This is a genomic window from Citrobacter sp. XY323 (assembly GCF_025106035.1).
In the GTDB taxonomy this organism is placed as follows: Bacteria; Pseudomonadota; Gammaproteobacteria; order Enterobacterales; family Enterobacteriaceae; genus Citrobacter; species Citrobacter braakii.
Map to the genome: position 1 here is coordinate 403,387 of NZ_JANYUK010000004.1, position 18,789 is coordinate 422,175.

The 18,789-nt window shown below is 51.5% G+C and carries 15 protein-coding genes; 7 read left to right on the forward strand and 8 right to left on the reverse strand.

What is annotated here, in order from left to right:
- Positions 1 to 11: 11 nt before the first annotated feature.
- Positions 12 to 680: a GTP cyclohydrolase I FolE gene (gene folE, locus N0B36_RS08400; protein ID WP_003027410.1), complete on the reverse strand. Its 669-nt coding sequence runs from the start codon at positions 678 to 680 to the stop codon at positions 12 to 14.
- A 321-nt stretch (positions 681 to 1,001) separates the two neighbouring features.
- Between folE and fghA the strand changes: the two genes are divergently transcribed.
- Both fghA and N0B36_RS08410 read left to right on the forward strand, forming a co-directional pair.
- The gene (fghA, locus tag N0B36_RS08405; RefSeq protein WP_049042014.1) at positions 1,002 to 1,838 is read left to right on the forward strand and encodes an S-formylglutathione hydrolase; all 837 of its coding nucleotides are present in this window, start codon (positions 1,002 to 1,004) and stop codon (positions 1,836 to 1,838) included.
- A 348-nt stretch (positions 1,839 to 2,186) separates the two neighbouring features.
- Complete coding sequence (locus tag N0B36_RS08410; RefSeq protein WP_016156980.1) at positions 2,187 to 4,172, forward strand: ligand-gated channel protein; 1,986 nt, start codon at positions 2,187 to 2,189, stop codon at positions 4,170 to 4,172.
- Between the two features lie 64 nt (positions 4,173 to 4,236).
- Here N0B36_RS08410 and lysP read toward each other — a convergent pair whose 3' ends face one another.
- Positions 4,237 to 5,706 (reverse strand): lysine-specific permease, encoded by a 1,470-nt coding sequence (gene lysP / locus N0B36_RS08415; protein WP_047500979.1) that lies wholly within the window; start codon positions 5,704 to 5,706, stop codon positions 4,237 to 4,239.
- Positions 5,707 to 5,909: 203 nt separating this feature from the next.
- Positions 5,910 to 6,782 carry a DNA-binding transcriptional regulator YeiE gene (gene yieE, locus N0B36_RS08420; RefSeq protein ID WP_259687082.1) on the reverse strand — a complete coding sequence of 291 codons (873 nt, stop codon included), beginning with the start codon at positions 6,780 to 6,782 and terminating at the stop codon, positions 5,910 to 5,912.
- Between the two features lie 244 nt (positions 6,783 to 7,026).
- Between yieE and N0B36_RS08425 the strand changes: the two genes are divergently transcribed.
- The 3 genes from N0B36_RS08425 to N0B36_RS08435 all read left to right on the forward strand — a co-directional run bounded on the left by N0B36_RS08425 (position 7,027) and on the right by N0B36_RS08435 (position 10,096).
- Positions 7,027 to 8,076, forward strand: a complete 1,050-nt coding sequence (locus tag N0B36_RS08425) for a YeiH family protein (protein WP_016153726.1) — start codon at positions 7,027 to 7,029, stop codon at positions 8,074 to 8,076.
- A gap of 71 nt (positions 8,077 to 8,147) precedes the next feature.
- Positions 8,148 to 9,005 (forward strand): deoxyribonuclease IV, encoded by an 858-nt coding sequence (gene nfo / locus N0B36_RS08430; RefSeq protein WP_046275457.1) that lies wholly within the window; start codon positions 8,148 to 8,150, stop codon positions 9,003 to 9,005.
- A gap of 2 nt (positions 9,006 to 9,007) precedes the next feature.
- A complete protein-coding gene (locus tag N0B36_RS08435; RefSeq protein WP_047359177.1) occupies positions 9,008 to 10,096 on the forward strand; it encodes a sugar kinase in 1,089 nt (362 codons plus the stop codon).
- A gap of 43 nt (positions 10,097 to 10,139) precedes the next feature.
- Here the strand turns inward: N0B36_RS08435 and N0B36_RS08440 are convergent, their stop codons facing one another.
- The 4 genes from N0B36_RS08440 to hypT all read right to left on the reverse strand — a co-directional run bounded on the left by N0B36_RS08440 (position 10,140) and on the right by hypT (position 14,566).
- Entirely contained in the window at positions 10,140 to 11,390 is a 1,251-nt protein-coding gene (locus N0B36_RS08440) for a NupC/NupG family nucleoside CNT transporter (RefSeq protein ID WP_047359178.1), read from the reverse strand.
- 96 nt (positions 11,391 to 11,486) lie between these two features.
- Positions 11,487 to 12,422, reverse strand: coding sequence for a pseudouridine-5'-phosphate glycosidase (locus tag N0B36_RS08445; RefSeq protein WP_016156984.1), 936 nt, complete (start codon positions 12,420 to 12,422; stop codon positions 11,487 to 11,489).
- Positions 12,410 to 13,351 carry a pseudouridine kinase gene (locus tag N0B36_RS08450; RefSeq protein WP_200080090.1) on the reverse strand — a complete coding sequence of 314 codons (942 nt, stop codon included), beginning with the start codon at positions 13,349 to 13,351 and terminating at the stop codon, positions 12,410 to 12,412. The genes N0B36_RS08445 and N0B36_RS08450 overlap by 13 nt, the downstream gene beginning before the upstream one ends.
- A 303-nt stretch (positions 13,352 to 13,654) precedes the next feature.
- Complete coding sequence (gene hypT / locus N0B36_RS08455) at positions 13,655 to 14,566, reverse strand: hypochlorite stress DNA-binding transcriptional regulator HypT (protein WP_019077233.1); 912 nt, start codon at positions 14,564 to 14,566, stop codon at positions 13,655 to 13,657.
- 353 nt (positions 14,567 to 14,919) lie between these two features.
- On the opposite strand from hypT, the gene N0B36_RS08460 reads away from it, so the two are divergent.
- Both N0B36_RS08460 and N0B36_RS08465 read left to right on the forward strand, forming a co-directional pair.
- Positions 14,920 to 15,639 carry an aspartate/glutamate racemase family protein gene (locus N0B36_RS08460; RefSeq protein ID WP_141875432.1) on the forward strand — a complete coding sequence of 240 codons (720 nt, stop codon included), beginning with the start codon at positions 14,920 to 14,922 and terminating at the stop codon, positions 15,637 to 15,639.
- A 76-nt stretch (positions 15,640 to 15,715) separates the two neighbouring features.
- Entirely contained in the window at positions 15,716 to 17,014 is a 1,299-nt protein-coding gene (locus N0B36_RS08465) for an anaerobic C4-dicarboxylate transporter (RefSeq protein ID WP_259687084.1), read from the forward strand.
- Between the two features lie 79 nt (positions 17,015 to 17,093).
- On the opposite strand, the gene fruA is transcribed toward N0B36_RS08465, so the two are convergent.
- Positions 17,094 to 18,782, reverse strand: a complete 1,689-nt coding sequence (gene fruA / locus N0B36_RS08470; protein WP_016153736.1) for a PTS fructose transporter subunit IIBC — start codon at positions 18,780 to 18,782, stop codon at positions 17,094 to 17,096.
- Positions 18,783 to 18,789 lie beyond the last annotated feature (7 nt).

Consider the following 18,789-nt stretch of genomic DNA (forward strand, 5'->3'; position numbering starts at 1 on the left):
CCCTGCCCTAATCAGTTGTGATGACGTACTGCGCGCAGGAATTCCTGCCGTGTGTTCTGGCTGGACTTAAACAATCCGCCAAGAGAAGTGGTCGTGGTCGCACTGGTCGCATCGCGAATGCCGCGCGCTTTCACACAGTAATGTACCGCATCAATCGACACCGCCACATTATTCGTCCCGAGCAGCGTTTGCAGCGCGGTGAGAATTTGCTGGGTGAGACGTTCCTGAACCTGCGGACGCTGTGCGAAAAACTGCACAATGCGGTTAATCTTCGACAGACCAATGACCGAATCTTTTGGGATATACGCCACCGTCGCTTTGCCATCGATAGTAACAAAGTGGTGTTCGCAGGTGCTGGTCAGCGTGATATCGCGGACCGTGACCATCTCGTCCACCTTCATTTTGTTTTCAATGACGGTAATTTTCGGGAAGTTGGCGTAGTCGAGGCCGGAGAAAATCTCATCGACATACATTTTCGCAATGCGATGCGGAGTTTCCATCAAACTGTCATCGCTCAAATCGAGATTGAGCAACTGCATAATCTCGGTCATATGGCCCGAGATAAGACGTTTGCGCGTTTCGTTATCCATCTCTTGCACGGGCGGGCGTAGTGGCGTTTCAAGACCACGCGCGACCAGCGCTTCATGAACCAGGGCCGCTTCTTTACTGAGTGATGACATTTCTTCTTCTCCTGCAGGTGGGGCGCCTCTGCCCTGCATGGGGCAAAGTTTTTAGGCTGTGACACAGCCAGAACATTGTGCGTGAGGCGGCGCACATAATCCAGTATTCACCGCGATAATTATTGAAATTGGCACAGCCTTTCAGCGTAGCGATTTCACTTGTCGTTCTACGCGGCGACGTCGAGTGTTAATGTAAAGTTATATAGATGATGAAGTATGTTTGCTCAATGCGGAAGTGAAAGTTGCTCACAGTGCCATGAATAATCTGTATTATGGTGAGTTCGCAAACATATTCAGGTTCAACACAACAAGGAGCCCCGCATGGAAATGCTTGAAGAGCACCGCTGTTTTGAAGGCTGGCAGCAACGCTGGCGTCACGACTCCGCCACGTTAAATTGCACCATGACCTTCAGTATTTTTCTTCCTCCCCCGCGCGATAACACCCCGCCTCCGGTGCTGTACTGGCTGTCGGGTCTGACATGCAATGATGAAAACTTCACGACTAAAGCCGGCGCACAACGCATCGCGGCTGAGCTGGGCATTGTACTGGTGATGCCGGACACCAGTCCGCGCGGCGAACAGGTTGCCAATGATGATGGCTACGATTTAGGCCAGGGGGCGGCATTTTACCTCAATGCCACCCAACAGCCGTGGGCAACGCATTTTCGCATGTATGACTATCTGCGTGATGAGCTGCCGGCACTGATTCAATCGCAGTTTAACGTCAGCGATCGCTGCGCCATCAGTGGACACTCCATGGGCGGTCACGGCGCATTGATTATGGCGCTGAAAAATCCCGGGAAATACACCAGCATTTCCGCCTTTGCACCGATCGTAAATCCTTGCCGCGTTCCGTGGGGGGAGAAGGCTTTTAGCGCGTATCTGGGTGAAGATAAATCACAGTGGGCCGCGTGGGACAGCTGCGAGTTAATGTTGGCCAGCAAGCCCGCAGACGCGATTCCGACGCTTATTGATCAGGGAGACAGCGATCAGTTTCTCGCCGATCAGCTGCAACCCGCGGTGCTGGCCGAAACGGCCCGTCAAACCGCATGGCCAATGACGCTACGCATCCAGCCAGGTTACGACCATAGCTATTACTTTATTGCGTCGTTTATTGAGGATCACCTGCGCTTCCACGCCCAGTATTTGTTGAAGTAACGCCTGAGTGAGGGCGCCAGCCCTCTTCATTTCTCCATCATTCCTTCACTTTTTCTCCTTTTTTCTTTCTCCACTATCCTATTGATTTAAAAAGCATTACCATCAAAACGATATCAAACACAAATGATTTCGATTATCATTTGTGTTTACAAACATTCATACTTTTGTACAATCCATTCGCTTCTTTACTGAAAAGAGTCCTTAAAAGACAAATACATACAATTGTCATGGCCTTTCACATGACGCGCTGATCGTTACCCTAAATAATTCGAGTTGTATGAACGCGCGTAGCCACGCATCTGCAACTTGAAGTATGCCGGGTAAATTCATTTAAATGGAATGATACAAATGACTATACCTCACGTTAAGGCTGTAGCTGCCGCAGTATGCGTCGCCAGTCTCCCATCACTCGGGCATGCCGCTGAACAAGACACCGTGGTGGTTACCGCCACCGGCTTCGAACAGAAAATTCAGGACGCCCCCGCTTCGATATCTGTTATTACCAAGCAGCAGATTGAGGACAAAGCCTATCGCGATGTTACCGATGCGCTAAAAGATGTCCCTGGCGTCGTCGTCACCGGCGGGGGTAGCAGCAGCGATATCAGTATTCGTGGTATGGCTTCGCAATACACGCTCTTCCTGGTCAACGGTAAACGCATCAGCACACGCGGCACACGTCCTAACAGCGACAACTCAGGTATTGAGCAAGGTTGGCTGCCGCCGCTGGAATCCATCGAGCGTATCGAGGTAATCCGTGGCCCAATGTCATCTCTGTACGGCTCCGATGCGATGGGCGGCGTCATCAACGTCATCACCAAGAAAGTGTCGAATACCAAAGCCTGGACCGGCTCTCTGCACGGCGATGCCACTTTCCAGGAAGACAGAGACTCCGGCGATATTTATCAGACCAACGCCTATGCGTCTGGGCCCCTGATTGACGGATTACTCGGCGCAAAAGTGACCGGGTTATTCTCTCATCGGGCAGAGGACAAAATCCTCAATGGCTACAATGAACAGCGTATGCGTAACGGGGGCTTAACCCTGAACTTTACGCCAGATGATAAAAATGACATCGACTTCGATTACGCACGTGAACTGCAGGATCGCGACAGTACGCCAGGCAAATCCATGGCCGAGGAAAGCTGCCGCAACGGAAGCTGCAAGCCCAACAGTAAAAGCGAAAACAAGTATGTGCACACAACGTATTCACTAACCCACAGCGGTTATTACGACGACTTCAACTCCACCAGCTATGTCCAGCAGGAAGAGACCGAAAACCCAGGTCGCCAGATGAAGTCCTACAACACGATTTTCAATAACCAGAACCAGGTCTTCCTTGGGGCGCACACCCTGACGTTGGGCGGGCAATACCGTTATGAAAAACTGAGTGATAACGGCAACCAGCTGCAAGCTGCTGATGGACTGAACAAACTGACCCGCTGGAGCTGGGCGCTGTTTGCTGAAGATGAGTGGGCCGTTACCGATACCTTCACGCTGACTGGCGGTCTGCGTATGGATAAAGATGAAAACTACGGCGACAACTGGACGCCGCGCGGTTATGGCGTATGGCATCTGAGCGATCAATGGACCTTAAAAGGCGGCGTTTCAGCGGGCTATCGCGCACCGGATCTGCGCCAGTCGTCTGCCAGTTGGGGACAGGTCACTGGCGGCGGTAGACTGAACGGCATCATTGTCGGCAACCCGGACCTGAAGCCGGAGAAAAGCCTCAGCGAAGAGATCGGTTTACTGTGGGATAACGGCAACGATCTCAACGCGGGCGTCACGCTGTTCAATACTGACTTCAAAGACAAAATCACCGAAGTGCGCCGCTGTAACAGCAGCTCCGATCCGGCCTGTACCATCGGCAATACCCACTATGACTTCGTCAGCGATCGCGTTAACGTCGATAAAGCCAATATGCGCGGCGTAGAATCCACTTTCGGCTGGAAGATGACTTCCGACATCAACTGGACGGCGAACTACACTTACACGGAATCTGAACAGAAAAGCGGTCAGTTCTCCGGTCAGCCATTGAACAAAATGCCAAAGCATATGTTCAACACCACGCTGGACTGGCAGGCCACGCAGGATCTCGGTTTCTGGAGCCGTCTGAATCTGCGCGGGAAAACGTCTGAATACCTGAGCCGTACCTCCATGGCGCAGGGCACCCCGTCCTATACTCAGGTCGATGTTGGTTTGCGCTATTATGCAAACAAAGATCTGCTGATGACCGCTGGCGTGTATAACGTGCTGGATAAGCAAATCGATTACGATACCTACGACACTGTTCTCGATGGTCGTCGTTACACGGTTGGCCTGACTTACAGCTTCTAAGTCTGGCGCAATAAAAAACCCCGGCACTCATCATGCCGGGGTTTTTGTTATGCTTTGTATACTGTTATTTCTTCACGCGATCCGGGAATTTCATTTCGCTGTAGCGAACAAAATGAGTTCCTTTCGCCAGCTTATAGCCAAACCAGATAATCAGGAACAGCGGGATACCGATATAGGTTGCCATCACGCCGCCCCAGTCAATGCTATCTTTCAGGAACGCTTCGTAGTTCTGGCCCAGAGTGATAATCAGGCACAGCACAAAGGCGAAGATCGGACCCAGCGGGAAGAAGCCAGAACGGTACGGCAGATCCTTCACATCGCGCCCCTGCAGCACATAACCGCGACGGAAACGATAGTGGCTAATCGCGATCCCCAGCCAGGCGATAAAGCCCGTCATCCCGGAGGTGTTCAGCAGCCAGAGGTACACGGTCTGGTTACCAAACATAGAGGTCAGGAAACACAGCCCCGCCACCACAGTCGTCGCGTACAGCGCGTTACGCGGAACACCGCCACGAGACAGTTTGCCGAAAATACGCGGCGCTTTACCGTCGCATGCCAGGGTGTAAAGCATACGCGTGGAGGCATACATCCCGGAGTTACCCGCTGACAGTACCGCCGTCAGGATAACCGCGTTCATCACTGCTGCGGCTGACAGCAGACCCGCATGCTGGAATACCAACGTGAACGGGCTAACGCTGATGTCTTTCACATCGTTGCGCAGCAGGCTCGGATCGGTGTACGGGATAATCAGGCTGATAATCAAAATCGCGAACACATAGAACAGCAGGATTCGCCAAAACACCTGACGCACCGCACGTGGAATGTTCTTTTCAGGATCTTCAGATTCGCCTGCCGCGATACCGATCAGCTCAGTTCCTTGGAAGGAGAAGCCGACGATCATCGCCACGCCAATCATAGCGGCAAACCCCCCGGCAAACGGTGCATCACCGGTCGTCCAGTTGCTCCAGCCCACTGGCTGAGTACCTTTGAAGATACCGAAAATCATCATCACGCCAACCACGATGAAGATAATTACAGTGGTGACTTTGATCAGCGAGAACCAGTATTCCGCTTCACCAAATCCGCGAACGGAAATGTAGTTCAGCAGGAAGATAACGCCGAGGAACAGTGCGCTCCAGATCCAGCCCGGCGTGTCCGGGAACCACCAGCTCATCACCAACTGTGCGGCCACCAGGTCAACGGCAATCGTTACCGCCCAGTTGTACCAGTAGTTCCAGCCCAGCGCGAAGCCAAAGCCTTCTTCTACGTAGTTTTGACCGTAAGTGGAGAACGAGCCGGAAACCGGCATATAGGCAGCCAGTTCACCGAGGCTGGTCATCAGGAAGTACACCATCAGACCGATCAGGATATAAGAGAACAACGCGCCGCCAGGACCCGCCGCAGAAATAGTTGCACCAGATGCAACGAAAAGACCTGTACCGATGGAGCCTCCAATGGCAATCATCGTCAGGTGACGCGCCTTCAGTTCACGACGTAGCGTGGGCGCTTCTGTGGTTTTAGTTTCGGAAACCATGTGAAAATGCTATCCATCCAAAAAATGAGGCGCGATTGTAGCAGACGAAATGGCATTCTTCCGGCACAAATGCGCTGTTATAAGAGACCTTCATGACTGGCCGCGGATTATAAGTAAAGCAGAAAACGGGCGGCACAAGGCGGTTAAGACGTAACAGCCATTATGGATAGGGTGGCCTGACGAGAGTTAGCGCGCTATTCGCCCTACTCAACCTGGTCGCTGTAATATAAAAAACGCGTAATGGCATTGGAGATATGTTTTTGCCGGTGATGAACGCGCCAGAGAGTGCGCACTAAACGCGGCAGTGGCACGGTAACTTCGCTCAGCGTCCCTGCCTGTAACTGCTCCGCAATGACCCGACGCGACAAACAGCTGATCCCGAGACCATGGCGCACCGCATGCTTAATGGCCTCGGAGTTCCCCAACTCCATCGCCATCTGAAATCTTGGCAGATGAGACAACAGCAGGTAATCCACCAGTTCACGCGTACCCGATCCTCGCTCACGCAGGATCCACGGCGAAGCAGCCAGCTGTTCCAGCGTAACGGGCCCCTTTGTGAGCGGTGACGACGGTGCGGCAAACACCACCAGTTCGTCCTCCTGCCACGGTTCAGAGATGATTTCCGTACTGTGACACGGCCCTTCAATCAGCCCGATGTCTACCCGAAAATCCAGCACCGCATTGATCACGTCCTGGCTGTTGCCCACGCTAAGTTCCAGCGGCAAATCGGGGAAGTCCTGGCGATAACGGGCGATCATGGCGGGCAGAATATAATTACCGATGGTGCTACTGGCATAGACCCGAATGGCGCCATTATCTTTGCGAAAAAGCTGTTCGATTTCGGTCGTTTGCTCAAGTAACGCCAGCGCGCGCGGATAAAGCAAGCGTCCGTGTTCGTTAACCACCAGCCGTTTGCCGACACGGTCAAACAGCTGCACGCCAAGTTGCCCTTCCAGATCGGTAAGCGCCGCACTCACCGCCGACTGCGACAATGCCAGCATGACAGATGCCTGGGTCGTTGAGCCGCTTTTTAGTACCTCAGCAAACACTTCAAGTTGTCGCAGGGTGATATGCATAGTCGTTTTCCACCGGATAGCCGTTACTTATACCCTAAATAATTCGAGTTGCAGGAAGGCGGCAAGAGAGAGCAACCCCCGGAGCGTACTTAAGTACGTGACTGGGGTGAACGAGCGCAGCCAACGCACATGCAACTTGAAGTATGACGGGTATACCACTTATATAGATTAATTATAAATATATAATCAATTTTATTTTTAAACCACTTCGCCTTACTCTTTTACCCAGATAAAGGAGAAGGATATGACAGAACTCACCTTACAGACTCATCGTCGTACAGCGTGGCATTTTATTCCGGGGCTTGCCCTGAGTGCAGTTATCACTGGGGTCGCCTTATGGGGAGGATCTATTCCCGCCGTCGCAGGTGCCGGGTTCAGCGCCCTCACCTTAGCCATCTTATTGGGGATGATTCTCGGCAACACCGTCTATCCGCACATCTGGAAAAGCTGTGACGGCGGCGTGCTGTTCGCGAAACAACATTTATTACGTCTGGGGATTATCCTCTACGGTTTCCGCCTCACCTTCGCGCAAATTGCTGACGTCGGCGTCAGCGGTATCGTGATTGATGTGTTAACGCTAAGCAGCACCTTTATGATTGCCTGTTTCCTGGGGCAGAAAGTATTTGGTCTGGACCGTCACACCAGCTGGCTGATTGGCGCGGGTAGCAGCATTTGTGGTGCCGCCGCCGTGCTGGCAACCGAACCAGTGGTGAAAGCAGAAGCCAGTAAAGTGACCGTCGCTGTCGCCACCGTGGTTATCTTCGGTACTATCGCAATCTTCCTGTATCCGGCGATGTATCCGTTGCTTTCACACTGGTTTAGCCCAGAAACCTACGGCATTTACATTGGCTCCACCATGCATGAAGTTGCACAGGTTGTGGCTGCCGGGCACGCCATTAGCCCGGATGCGGAAAACGCCGCGGTTATTGCCAAAATGCTGCGCGTTATGATGCTGGCACCGTTCCTTATCCTCCTGGCCGCACGCGTTAAACAACTGTCTCCGGCCACGGGCGGTGAGAAGAGCAAAATAACCATTCCATGGTTTGCCATCCTGTTCATTGTGGTCGCAATTTTTAACTCGTTCCACCTGCTGCCACAGTCAGTAGTGAACATGCTGGTAACGCTGGACACCATTTTGCTGGCAATGGCGATGGCTGCCCTGGGGCTGACCACGCACGTTAGCGCGCTGAAAAAAGCCGGTGCCAAACCGTTACTGATGGCCCTGCTGCTGTTTGTCTGGCTGATTGTGGGTGGTGGTGCGATTAACGTCGCTATCCACGCGCTGATGGCATAAACGATCACGACTCACCTCTATTAACCCGCTATACTCTCCCTTTTTGTATTTGAGTATGGCGGGTTAAATTTATGAAATATATCGGAGCGCACGTAAGCGCCGCTGGCGGTCTGGCTAACGCCGCTATTCGAGCCGCAGAAATCGAAGCGACCGCATTCGCCCTGTTCACCAAAAATCAGCGCCAGTGGCGTGCCGCGCCGCTGACCACCGAAATCATTGATGATTTTAAATCTGCCTGCGAGAAGTATCACTATACCGCCGCCCAGATCCTGCCTCACGACAGTTACCTGATTAACCTCGGTCATCCGGTTAGCGATGCGCTGGAAAAATCACGTGATGCGTTTATAGATGAAATGCAGCGCTGTGAACTGCTGGGCTTATCCTTGCTGAACTTTCACCCGGGCAGCCATTTGATGCAGATCCCGGAAGATGAATGTCTGGCGCGCATTGCCGAATCCATCAACATCGCCCTTGCTCAGACCCAGGGCGTTACGGCAGTTATCGAAAATACCGCCGGACAAGGCAGCAACCTTGGATTTAAGTTTGAGCACCTTGCCGCCATTATCGACGGCGTCGAAGATAAGTCCCGCGTCGGCGTCTGTATTGATACCTGCCATGCCTTCGCGGCCGGTTACGATTTGCGCTCCGTCGAGGAATGCGAAAAGACGTTTGCGGAATTTGAGCGTATTGTCGGCTTCAGGTACCTACGCGGTATGCACCTGAACGACGCCAAGAGCGCATTTGGCAGTCGCGTTGACCGTCACCACAGCTTAGGTGAAGGCAATATTGGCCACGATGCCTTCCGTTGGATCATGCAGGACAATCGTTTTGACGGCATTCCGCTGGTGCTGGAAACGATTAATCCGGATATCTGGGCAGAAGAGATTGCCTGGCTGAAAGCCCAGCAAACAGAAAAAGCGGTGGCATAATCATGAACGACAGGGAAAAGCAGATCCTTAAGATCCTGCGTCGCAATCCGTTGATTCAGCAGAATGAAATCGCCGATATTTTGCAGATCAGCCGTTCACGCGTCGCTGCCCATATTATGGATTTGATGCGTAAAGGCATGATCAAAGGTAAAGGTTATATCCTTACCGAACAGGATTATTGCGTGGTTGTCGGGGCGATCAATATGGATATTCGTGGTGTTGCTGACATCCACTATCCTCAGGCTGCCTCTAACCCTGGTAACATTCACTGCTCGGCAGGCGGCGTGGGACGCAACATCGCCCACAACCTGGCGCTGCTGGGCCGTGACGTCCACTTAATTTCCGCTGTTGGCAGTGATTTCTATGGCGAAACATTGCTGGAACAAACGCGTCAGGCCGGTGTTAACGTTTCCAGTTGCATACGCCTGCATGGACATAACACCTCAACTTACCTGTCGATCGCTAATCAGCAGGAAGAGACCGTACTGGCAATTAACGATACCCATATCCTGCAACAATTGACGCCGCAGTTACTGAACAGTTCGCGAGATTTGATCCGCCATTCCGGTGTCGTACTGGCAGATTGCAATCTGACTGCCGAAGCCATTGAGTGGGTCTTTACTATTGCTGATGATATTCCGGTATTCATTGACACCGTTTCAGAGTTTAAAGCGGCAAAAATGAAGACCTGGTTTACGCGTATTCATACGCTAAAACCAACGCAGAAAGAGCTGGCGATTTTGTGGGGTCAACCTATTCATTCAGATGCCGATCGCGTACTGGCCGTCAATAGTCTCCATCAGCAAGGGGTAAAACGAATCTTTGTTTGCCTGGAAGATGAATCCGTTTTTTGCAGCGAAAAGGACGGAGAACAGTTTTTACTGACGCCTCCTGAGCATACGGTTGTAGACAGTTTTGGCGCCGACGATGCTTTTATGGCGGGATTGCTGTACAGCTTTCTGGAAGGTAGTGAATTTCGTGAAAGCGCTCACTTTGCCATGGCCTGCGCGGCATTATCGCGAGCCAGCGTCAGCATCAACAACCCAACCCTCTCAGCAGATAACGCCTTGTATTTGCTGCAAACTGCTTAAATGTAATGCCGGATGGCGCTACGCGTATCCGGCATTATTTTCGCTATGCCAGCCCGATAAAGAAACCGGCTATAGTGGCGCTCATCAGGTTTGACAGCGTTGCTGCTGCCAGCGCCCGCATCCCCAGCTGGGCGATTTCCGGCGCACGCTGCGGCGCAATCGCCGAAAATGCCCCCACCACCACGCCGATGGAACCAAAGTTGGCAAAACCACACAGGGCGAACGAGATGATCGCAATGGTCTTCACATCCAGCGTGCCGCCCGTCTGTAAATAGGGTGAGAAGTTGAGATAAGCCACAAACTCATTAATCGCCAGCTTCTGTCCGATCAGGCTGCCTGCCAGCGTCGCATCGCCCCAGTCCACACCCATAATCCACGCCAGCGGGGCTAGCGCATAGCCAAAGATCCCTTCCAGAGTGGCGTGACCAAAGCCAAACCACCCACCAATTCCGCCAATAATGCCGTTAATCAGCGCGATAATGGCGACAAATGCCATTACGACCGTCGCCACGCCAGCAGCAATTTTCAGCCCGGTCATCGCTCCGCTCGCCGCTGCTTCGATGATGCTTTTCGGTGGCGTTTCAGTAAATGACAGGTTCTCAAAGGTGACGCGAGATTCTTCAGTAGCCGGACTCAGCATACGCGCGAACAAAATACCGCCAGGGATTGCCATCAACGATGCCGCCAGCAAATAGTCAATCGGAACGCCCATTCCGGCGTAACCAATCATCATTGAGCCAGCAATCGAGGCCATCCCACTACAAATAGCGGTAAACAGCTCATTGCGATTCAGGCGGTCAATAAACGGCTTCACTATCGCCGGGATCTCGTTTTGCCCGAGGAAAATCGTCGTTACGGCGACAAATGACTCGATCTTACTGATGTTCAGCGCTTTCTGGAAAATACCGCCGAGGATGCGGATCAACAGCCCCATCACGCCAATGTAGTAGAGAAGACTGATCAGTGCGGTCACAAAAATGATGGCCGGTAGCACCCGAAAAGCAAAGATAAACCCGGCTCCGTCAAACAGCACATCCATTTTTGGCCCAACCAGGGAGCCAAAGATAAATGCGCTTCCCGCGTCACTGTATGACATCACCTTGTGGACACCGAGCGCAGCCTGTTCAACCAGCCATTTTCCCGGCGGGAAGTACAGCATAATGCCGCCGATTGCGATTTGCAGTACCAGTGCAGCCCCGACCGTGCGCAGACTGATACGTTTTTTATTTACTGACAGCAGAAACGCGATGGCCAGTAATACCACCATACCCACAACACTTCTCATTATATCCATAATGAAATTCCCTTCATGCCAGGAAACCCGGCGTTATCGCCAGGTTTTGGTAGGTTTGATATTCGCGGGCGACCGCATTCTGCCCGGGAAATTCTGTCAGACGAGGCGCTGATACTCCTTCGCAATTTCACAGGCCAGTACCGCATTGTTGAACACCAGCTGAATATTTGATTTCAGGCTGTCACCACCGGTCAGCTCTGCAACCCGCGCTAACAGGAACGGCGTACTCTCTTTGCCCACAACGCCCTGATCTTCCGCTTCTTTTACCGCCCGATCGATTGCCGCATTAATTTTCTCTTCGGCCATCGCAAACTGCTCTGGGATGGGGTTCGCAACAACCAGACCGCCGTCGAGACCCGTTTGCCATTTCACCGCCATGGCACGGGCAATCTCTTGCGCACTGTCCAGACGGATACTGACCTCAAACGGACTGGTACGGCAGAAAAATGCTGGCAACGCGTTGGTTTGATAACCAATTAACGGCACACCAAAGGTTTCTAAATATTCAGTAGTTAAGCCGAGATCAAGAATAGATTTCGCCCCGGCACAAATTACCGTGACATTGGTATGCGCCAGTTCTTGCAGATCCGCGGAAATATCAAAGGTATGTTCAGCACCACGATGAACCCCACCTATTCCCCCTGTCGCAAATACTTTAATTCCCGCCAGGGCGGCAATAATCATGGTTGAGGCAACAGTCGTTGCACCATTTTTTCCTGCCGCGACCACAAACGGCAAATCACGACGACTTACTTTCGTAACGCTATGACCTTCTCGCCCAAGCAGCTCAATTTCATCTTTGCTTAAACCAACTTTCATTATTCCGCCAATAATGGCAATGGTCGCAGGAACCGCACCGTGTTTACGAATAGTTTCTTCTACTTCAATCGCTGTCTGGGCATTCTGCGGAAATGGCATACCATGAGAAATAATGGTTGATTCAAGTGCAACAATCGGCTTCTTACTGTTTAATGCTTCCTGTACTTCTGGAGATATTTGTAATAATTCAGAGGAAAGAGTTAATTCAGACATTCTGTGTTCTCCACTAATGAGCTTACATTCGCAACAGACAAATCAGGGTTATTGGTATATTCACAGGCTAACGCCATTGATGAACAACCCTGCGCAAATCGAACCGAATCAATAAAGGGCATGCCGTCTACCCAGCAGGAAGCCAGTCCAGCCATCATCGCATCGCCAGCCCCGGTAACATTAATGACGTGAGTTTTAATCGGCAGCGACCAACCACGACTCCCCGCAATATCACTGTAATAAACACCGTCGCCGCCCATGCTGAGCACCAGCCTATTTAAGCCGCGATCATGAAACCAGGCGGCGACTTGACCCACGTCATCACGCCCGGAAAGCGCAATACCGCTTAGCGTTTCGGCTTCAAGCCGGTTGGGTTTAAGAGTGTGAATTTGTGCAAGCCGCTCGCGAATTTTGACGCATTTCCATGCCGATACCGGGTCAACAAACACCGGAACCTCTCCGGCATTTTCCAGCACCCATGCCAGGGCATCTTCGCTGATATTGCAATCGGCGACGATGACTTTCGCCTGCCGAATAAAATCATGATGCTGTGATAAAAAATCTGCTGAAATATGTTCGGTAATGCTCATATCATTAATGGCAACCAACATTTCACCGGTATTATCAAGCAATGATAAATAACTGGACGTATTCTCTCCGGGAACGATAAGACACTTATCAACATGAACTCCGGATTGATTGGTTTGCGCCAATAACGATTGTCCATAAAAATCATTACCAACCGCCGTCAGTAACCATGAATTTTTCCCCAGCAGCGCGAGATTATGTGCAATGTTACGTCCAACTCCGCCGGGGGTGAATTTTATCTTTCCTGGATTCGAATCCGCATAATTTAGAGAAGCATGCGAATACCCAGCAACATCCATATTGGCCGAGCCAATAGTTACTATGTATTCCTTTTCACGCATAGCACGTCCCCTGGCAATTAGCTTGCCACAAATGAGTTCGTTAAAAATAACCAACGCCACACATTAGGTTATTAGAGCACATGTTCACTATCAAACACATGTTCATAGTAAGCGTGTTTTTGACAAAGTAAATCCATATTCAAGATCTAAACTCAATAGATATGAACAGAATCACAATTTTTTATAGTTACAGTCTGTAAAGGAAAGAGAAAATGAGAGGTAGTACACAATTCAAGCAGTCTAAAGAGTTTAACTCCGGCATAACCGGAGATTTTTCAGATGCGCCAGGCGAACCGGTTCGTATCAACTGAGCGAAACAAGGTCTTCTGGCATATGGTTGTACAAAATCCGCCAGAAGTGCTCAGCCGTTTTATTCAACCGGGTATCCATTCGGTAAATATAAGCCTGAATAGGCACCATCAGTTCCGGCGTCTGCAGACAAACCAGCCGCTTTTCGCGCAGTTCGTTTACGATTGTCCACGCCGGCAGCCAGGCGATACCATGCCCATCCAATGCCATATTTTTTAATAACTCACTCATCGAAGACATAAACAGCGTTCGGGCTGAAATGCCGCCTACTTCCGCCAGATGACGGTTTACCAATCTTCCCATGTAGGATGTGCTGGTATAGTTCAGAATCGGTGCCTGCGACTGATAGATATCAAACAACGCCTTACCCTGCGCATCTGCAGCACAAACGGGGTACAGTTCAGACTCAAAAACCTTCAAGCCGCAGAAAGGTGACTGCATTAAGTCTTCATCCCGAAAGGAGATAATAAAATCGCTTTTCCCCTCGCGCAGAGTATTCACCGCCTGAACAACATCAATAGCTTCAACGTGATAGACAAACTCCTCCCCCCAGGCCGCCATTGAGTGCACCAATCTGGGCAACATCGTCAGCGACAAAGAATGTGCCGCCGCTATTTTGATATTGGGTACACCCAGTAAATTGTGGCCGCTTAGCTCATCCAGATTACATTCCAGCTGTTGCAACAAACTACGGGTTTGCGAATGAAATAGCTTGCCCTCCTCCGTGAGTTGCAGTGGGCTCGTTGTGCGATCAAAAAGCAGCACACCCACGGCTGATTCGAGCGCCTTGATCCGCCGACTAAATGCCGGTTGGGATATGTTACGCTCCTCAGCTGCCTGGGAAAAATGACGGCATGCCTCCAACGTCAGAAAGTCATATAACCATTTTGTCTCAATATTTTTCATGCTTATCACGCGGATATTTAAATATGCCTATTAGCCTTAAAGCATCATGCCTGAATAGTTCCGAAGATGACATTCATCATTAGCGCCTGGTGATTCGTTTTTTGCATCAAGGCTTCATTTTTAACATTAACATACTTCTCTCCCTATCGGTTACGACCGGTTGTCCGCCGCGTAACGCGGAGCCTCTGGCCTAATACCGGCCTGCTGAGGTTACACAATAAACCACAGTCATGCGGTTTTTGCATTAAGCCATACATTATTGCATTTCTCCTCACGTCTCACTGCTGTTAAACATTATCAGCAGACACAACCCGGCTCTGAATATTAATCATCGGTGAATTGAGGTATATATCGTGAAAGGTTTAATTGGCGTGCTTGGTGGTATGGGACCTGCTGCAACGGTCGATCTGTTTAATAAATTCGTCACTTTTACCGCTGCGCAACGTGACCAGGAACATATCCCCTTAATTATTTCATCTATTCCTGACATTCCTGACCGAACCGACGCGTTAATGCATCATGGTCATTCCCCTCTTCCGGCAATGCGCGATTATATGCATAAACTCGAAGATGCTGGCGCCGAGTGTATTGTGATCCCCTGTAACACCGCCCACTTTTGGTTTAATGAATTAAAAGCGTGCTGCCATACAGAGTTGCTCAGTATCGTTGAAACGACCATCAATGAGGTTAAAAACTGCGGGAAATCGCAAGTCGGATTACTCGCCACCAACGCCACTTTATACATGGGCCTCTATCAAAAAGGCATAGAATCTCTTGGGTTAACCTGCATCAGCCCTGACTCATCCAGTCAGGAAAAAGTGATGGAAAGCATTTATTGCTTAAAAGCTGGTGATGCTAAGCGGGCGCAAACGCTGATGAATGAACAGGCTGAAGCACTCTTCTCACGCGGGGCACAAGTCATCGTGCTCGGATGTACTGAAGTTCCTGTCATTCTTGCTGAAGCCGTCAAAAAGTCACCTGAAAAATATATTGATTCAACCGGTTCGTTGGTTCGTGCCGGTATTAAATGGTACGAGAAACGCGTGGGTAAAAATCACCTTTTGGCACAATGAATGTCCATACCTGTTTAATTGTTGCATTAAATAAAAATCCATTTTAATTACAAATTACTCTCTGGCGGAGGCCATTATGATTTGGCTAGAAATTATCGTAGTGTTGGGCGCAATATTTTTCGGTATCCGCCTTGGCGGAATTGGTATTGGTTTATGTGGCGGGCTGGGGCTGGCTATTTTAACGCTGGGATTTGGGCTGCAAATTGGTTCACCACCCGTTGACGTTATTCTCATTATTATGACGGTGGTGGTGGCGGCATCGGCGCTACAGGCCACCGGAGGCATGGATTATCTGGTTCGCATTGCCGGTAATTTTATGCGCCGTAACCCTAAATATATCAATATTATTGCGCCGATTATCACCTGGTCGATGACGATTATGGCGGGAACAGGGTTCATCGTCTTTTCTACTCTGCCAGTGATTGCCGAAGTTGCCAAAGAGTCAGGTATTCGCCCTTCCCGTACGCTCGCAGGCTCCGTAGTCGCTTCTCAGGTGGCGATATCCGGTTCGCCGATCAGTGCCGCAATGGCCGCTATGCTGACTATTATGGAAGGCAACGGTATCAGCTTTATTCAGGTCATGGCGGTTTGTCTGCCTGCCTCATTTGTCGCCGCGATGGTCGCCGCTTTTATCGCCTCACGTCAGGGATGTGAGCTACAGGATGATGAAGTCTATCTGGAACGCCTGCAAAAAGGACTGGTGCGTAAATATGCAGGGCAAAACAGCACAACGCCAGGTGCCAGACTGTCAGTCGCCCTGTTTATGCTGGCAACGGTGGTCATCGTTATTCTTGCCGCATGCCCTCAATTGCGCCCTGGATTCGATGCAGGTAACGCAATGAATACCCGGGATATTATCATTATCTGCATGCTAGCTGCCGCGTGTCTGATGGTGGTGCTATGCAAAACATCAACAGACGCGATTGTCCTGACATCCACGTTTCGGGCGGGTATGAGTTCGTTGGCTGTGATTCTGGGGATTGTTACGCTGGGCACAACTTTCATTGATGCCCACTTAACGGGGATAAAGGATATCGCGGGCGATATCCTACGGGCTTATCCGATGCTGTTGGCGCTGGTGCTGTTTGGTACCTGCGCGCTTCTCTATTCGCAGGGAGCCACCACGCCGCTGATTATCCCTCTTGCCGTCGCGCTCGGCGTACCCACATGGGCCATTCTGGCTTCCTATGTCGCAGTGACCGGCGTGTTTGTTCTGCCAACTTATCCGACTTCGCTGGCGGCAATGGAGTTCGACACCACCGGGACAACGCGCGTGGGTAAGTATGTCTTAAACCATCCGTTTATGTTGCCAGGGCTTGGTGGGATCATTGCTGGCGTTGCCTTTGGTTTTATCATCGCGCCAATGATTGCCTGAACCGGTTTAACACTACCAGGCAGATCTTATGGATAAAAAAAGGGGCAGAGAAATCTCTGCCCCGGATGTCAGCGTTAAATCAGGCCGCCTTTGCCACAACCTCTGCTTCCGGGCGTTTCAGCACCGCGTAGGAGAGACCGGCTACCAGCGTACCGGCAATAATGGCCAGCAGGTATCCAACCACCGGAGTGATTGCGCCAGGGATTAACAGCACGAACAGACCGCCGTGCGGCGCCATCAGCTTAGCCCCCACCGCCATCGAGATAGCCCCGGTAATCGCGCCGCCAACGATACAGCAAGGCAGAACGCGCATCGGGTCACGGGCAGCGAATGGGATAGCCCCTTCGGTAATAAAGCACAGGCCCAATACCAGCGCAGCTTTACCGCCTTCCTGCTGTGCTTTGTCGAACTTACGACGCGCCACCAGCGTTGCCAGACCCAGGGCCAGCGGAGGCACCATACCCGCCGCCATAATCGCCGCCATCGGCGCATAGGTTTGCGTACTAAGCAGGCCCACACCGAAAGCATACGCCGCTTTGTTGACCGGACCGCCCATATCGGTACACATCATGCCGCCAAGAATCGCTCCAAGCAGCACCGCGTTCGCGGTTCCCATGGTTTGCAGCCAGTGGGTCAGACCTTCCAGAATGCCCGCCACTGGTTTACCGATCAGGTAGATCATGGCCAGACCAACCACCAGGCTTGAGAGCAGCGGAATGATCAGGATCGGTTTCAGCGCTTCCATACTCTGCGGGAGTTTCAGCTTCGTGCTGATGAGCTTCGCCACATAACCGGCAAGGAAACCGGCAATAATCCCGCCAATAAAGCCGGAACCGGTGCTCACCGCCAGCATACCGCCGATAAGACCAGGCGTCAGACCCGGACGGTCAGCGATGGAAAACGCGATGTAGCCCGCCAGAACCGGCACCATCAGCGCGAAAGCTGAACCACCGCCAATCTGCATCAGCGCCGCCGCCAGCGTACCCTGTTCCTTGAACGCTTCGATACCAAAAGCGAATGAGAGTGCAATACACAGACCGCCAGCAACCACCATCGGCAGCATGTAGGATACGCCCGTCAGCAGGTGACGATACGCGCCAGCGCTCTCTTTCTTACCTTCAGTGGTTGCAGACTGCGCTTTGCCGGCAGGCTGGTACGGCGTTGCTTCTTCCAGCGCTTTATCCAGCTCCTGCTTCGTTTTCTTCAGCGCAAGGCCAGTAGAAGTACGGTACATTGGTTTTCCGGCAAACTTCGCCAGATCAACTTCAATGTCAGCCGCCACAATCACCAGATCCGCCTGAGCCACCTCTTCCGGCGTAATGGCATTGCCTGCGCCAACAGAACCACGGGTTTCAACCTTCACCCACCAGCCACGTTTTTTCGCTTCCGTTTCAATAGCTTCAGCGGCCATAAACGTATGGGCAACGCCAGTTGGACAAGCCGTCACCGCCACCACGCGTTTTGGACCACTACTGGCCACGGACGCTGTCGCAACCGGAGCGCTATAAGGTTTTGCGTGGCCTTTCGCTTCGCTGAGGAAAAGTTCAGGATGCGCAACCGCACGACCAATATCGCCCAGCCAGACTTTTTTGCCGTTCAGCGAACTGTCGGCAGGCAGCGTGTCGCCCAGAACAATTGCCAGTTCGGCATCATTAGGATTATCAATAATTTCCAGATGTGCTTTCTGCGCCGCCGCTCCAAGCAGGGTTTTCGCCATATAAGCGCGAGCCTGGCCGAGATTAGCGTCAATAATCAGCAGCGTTTTCATTATGCCT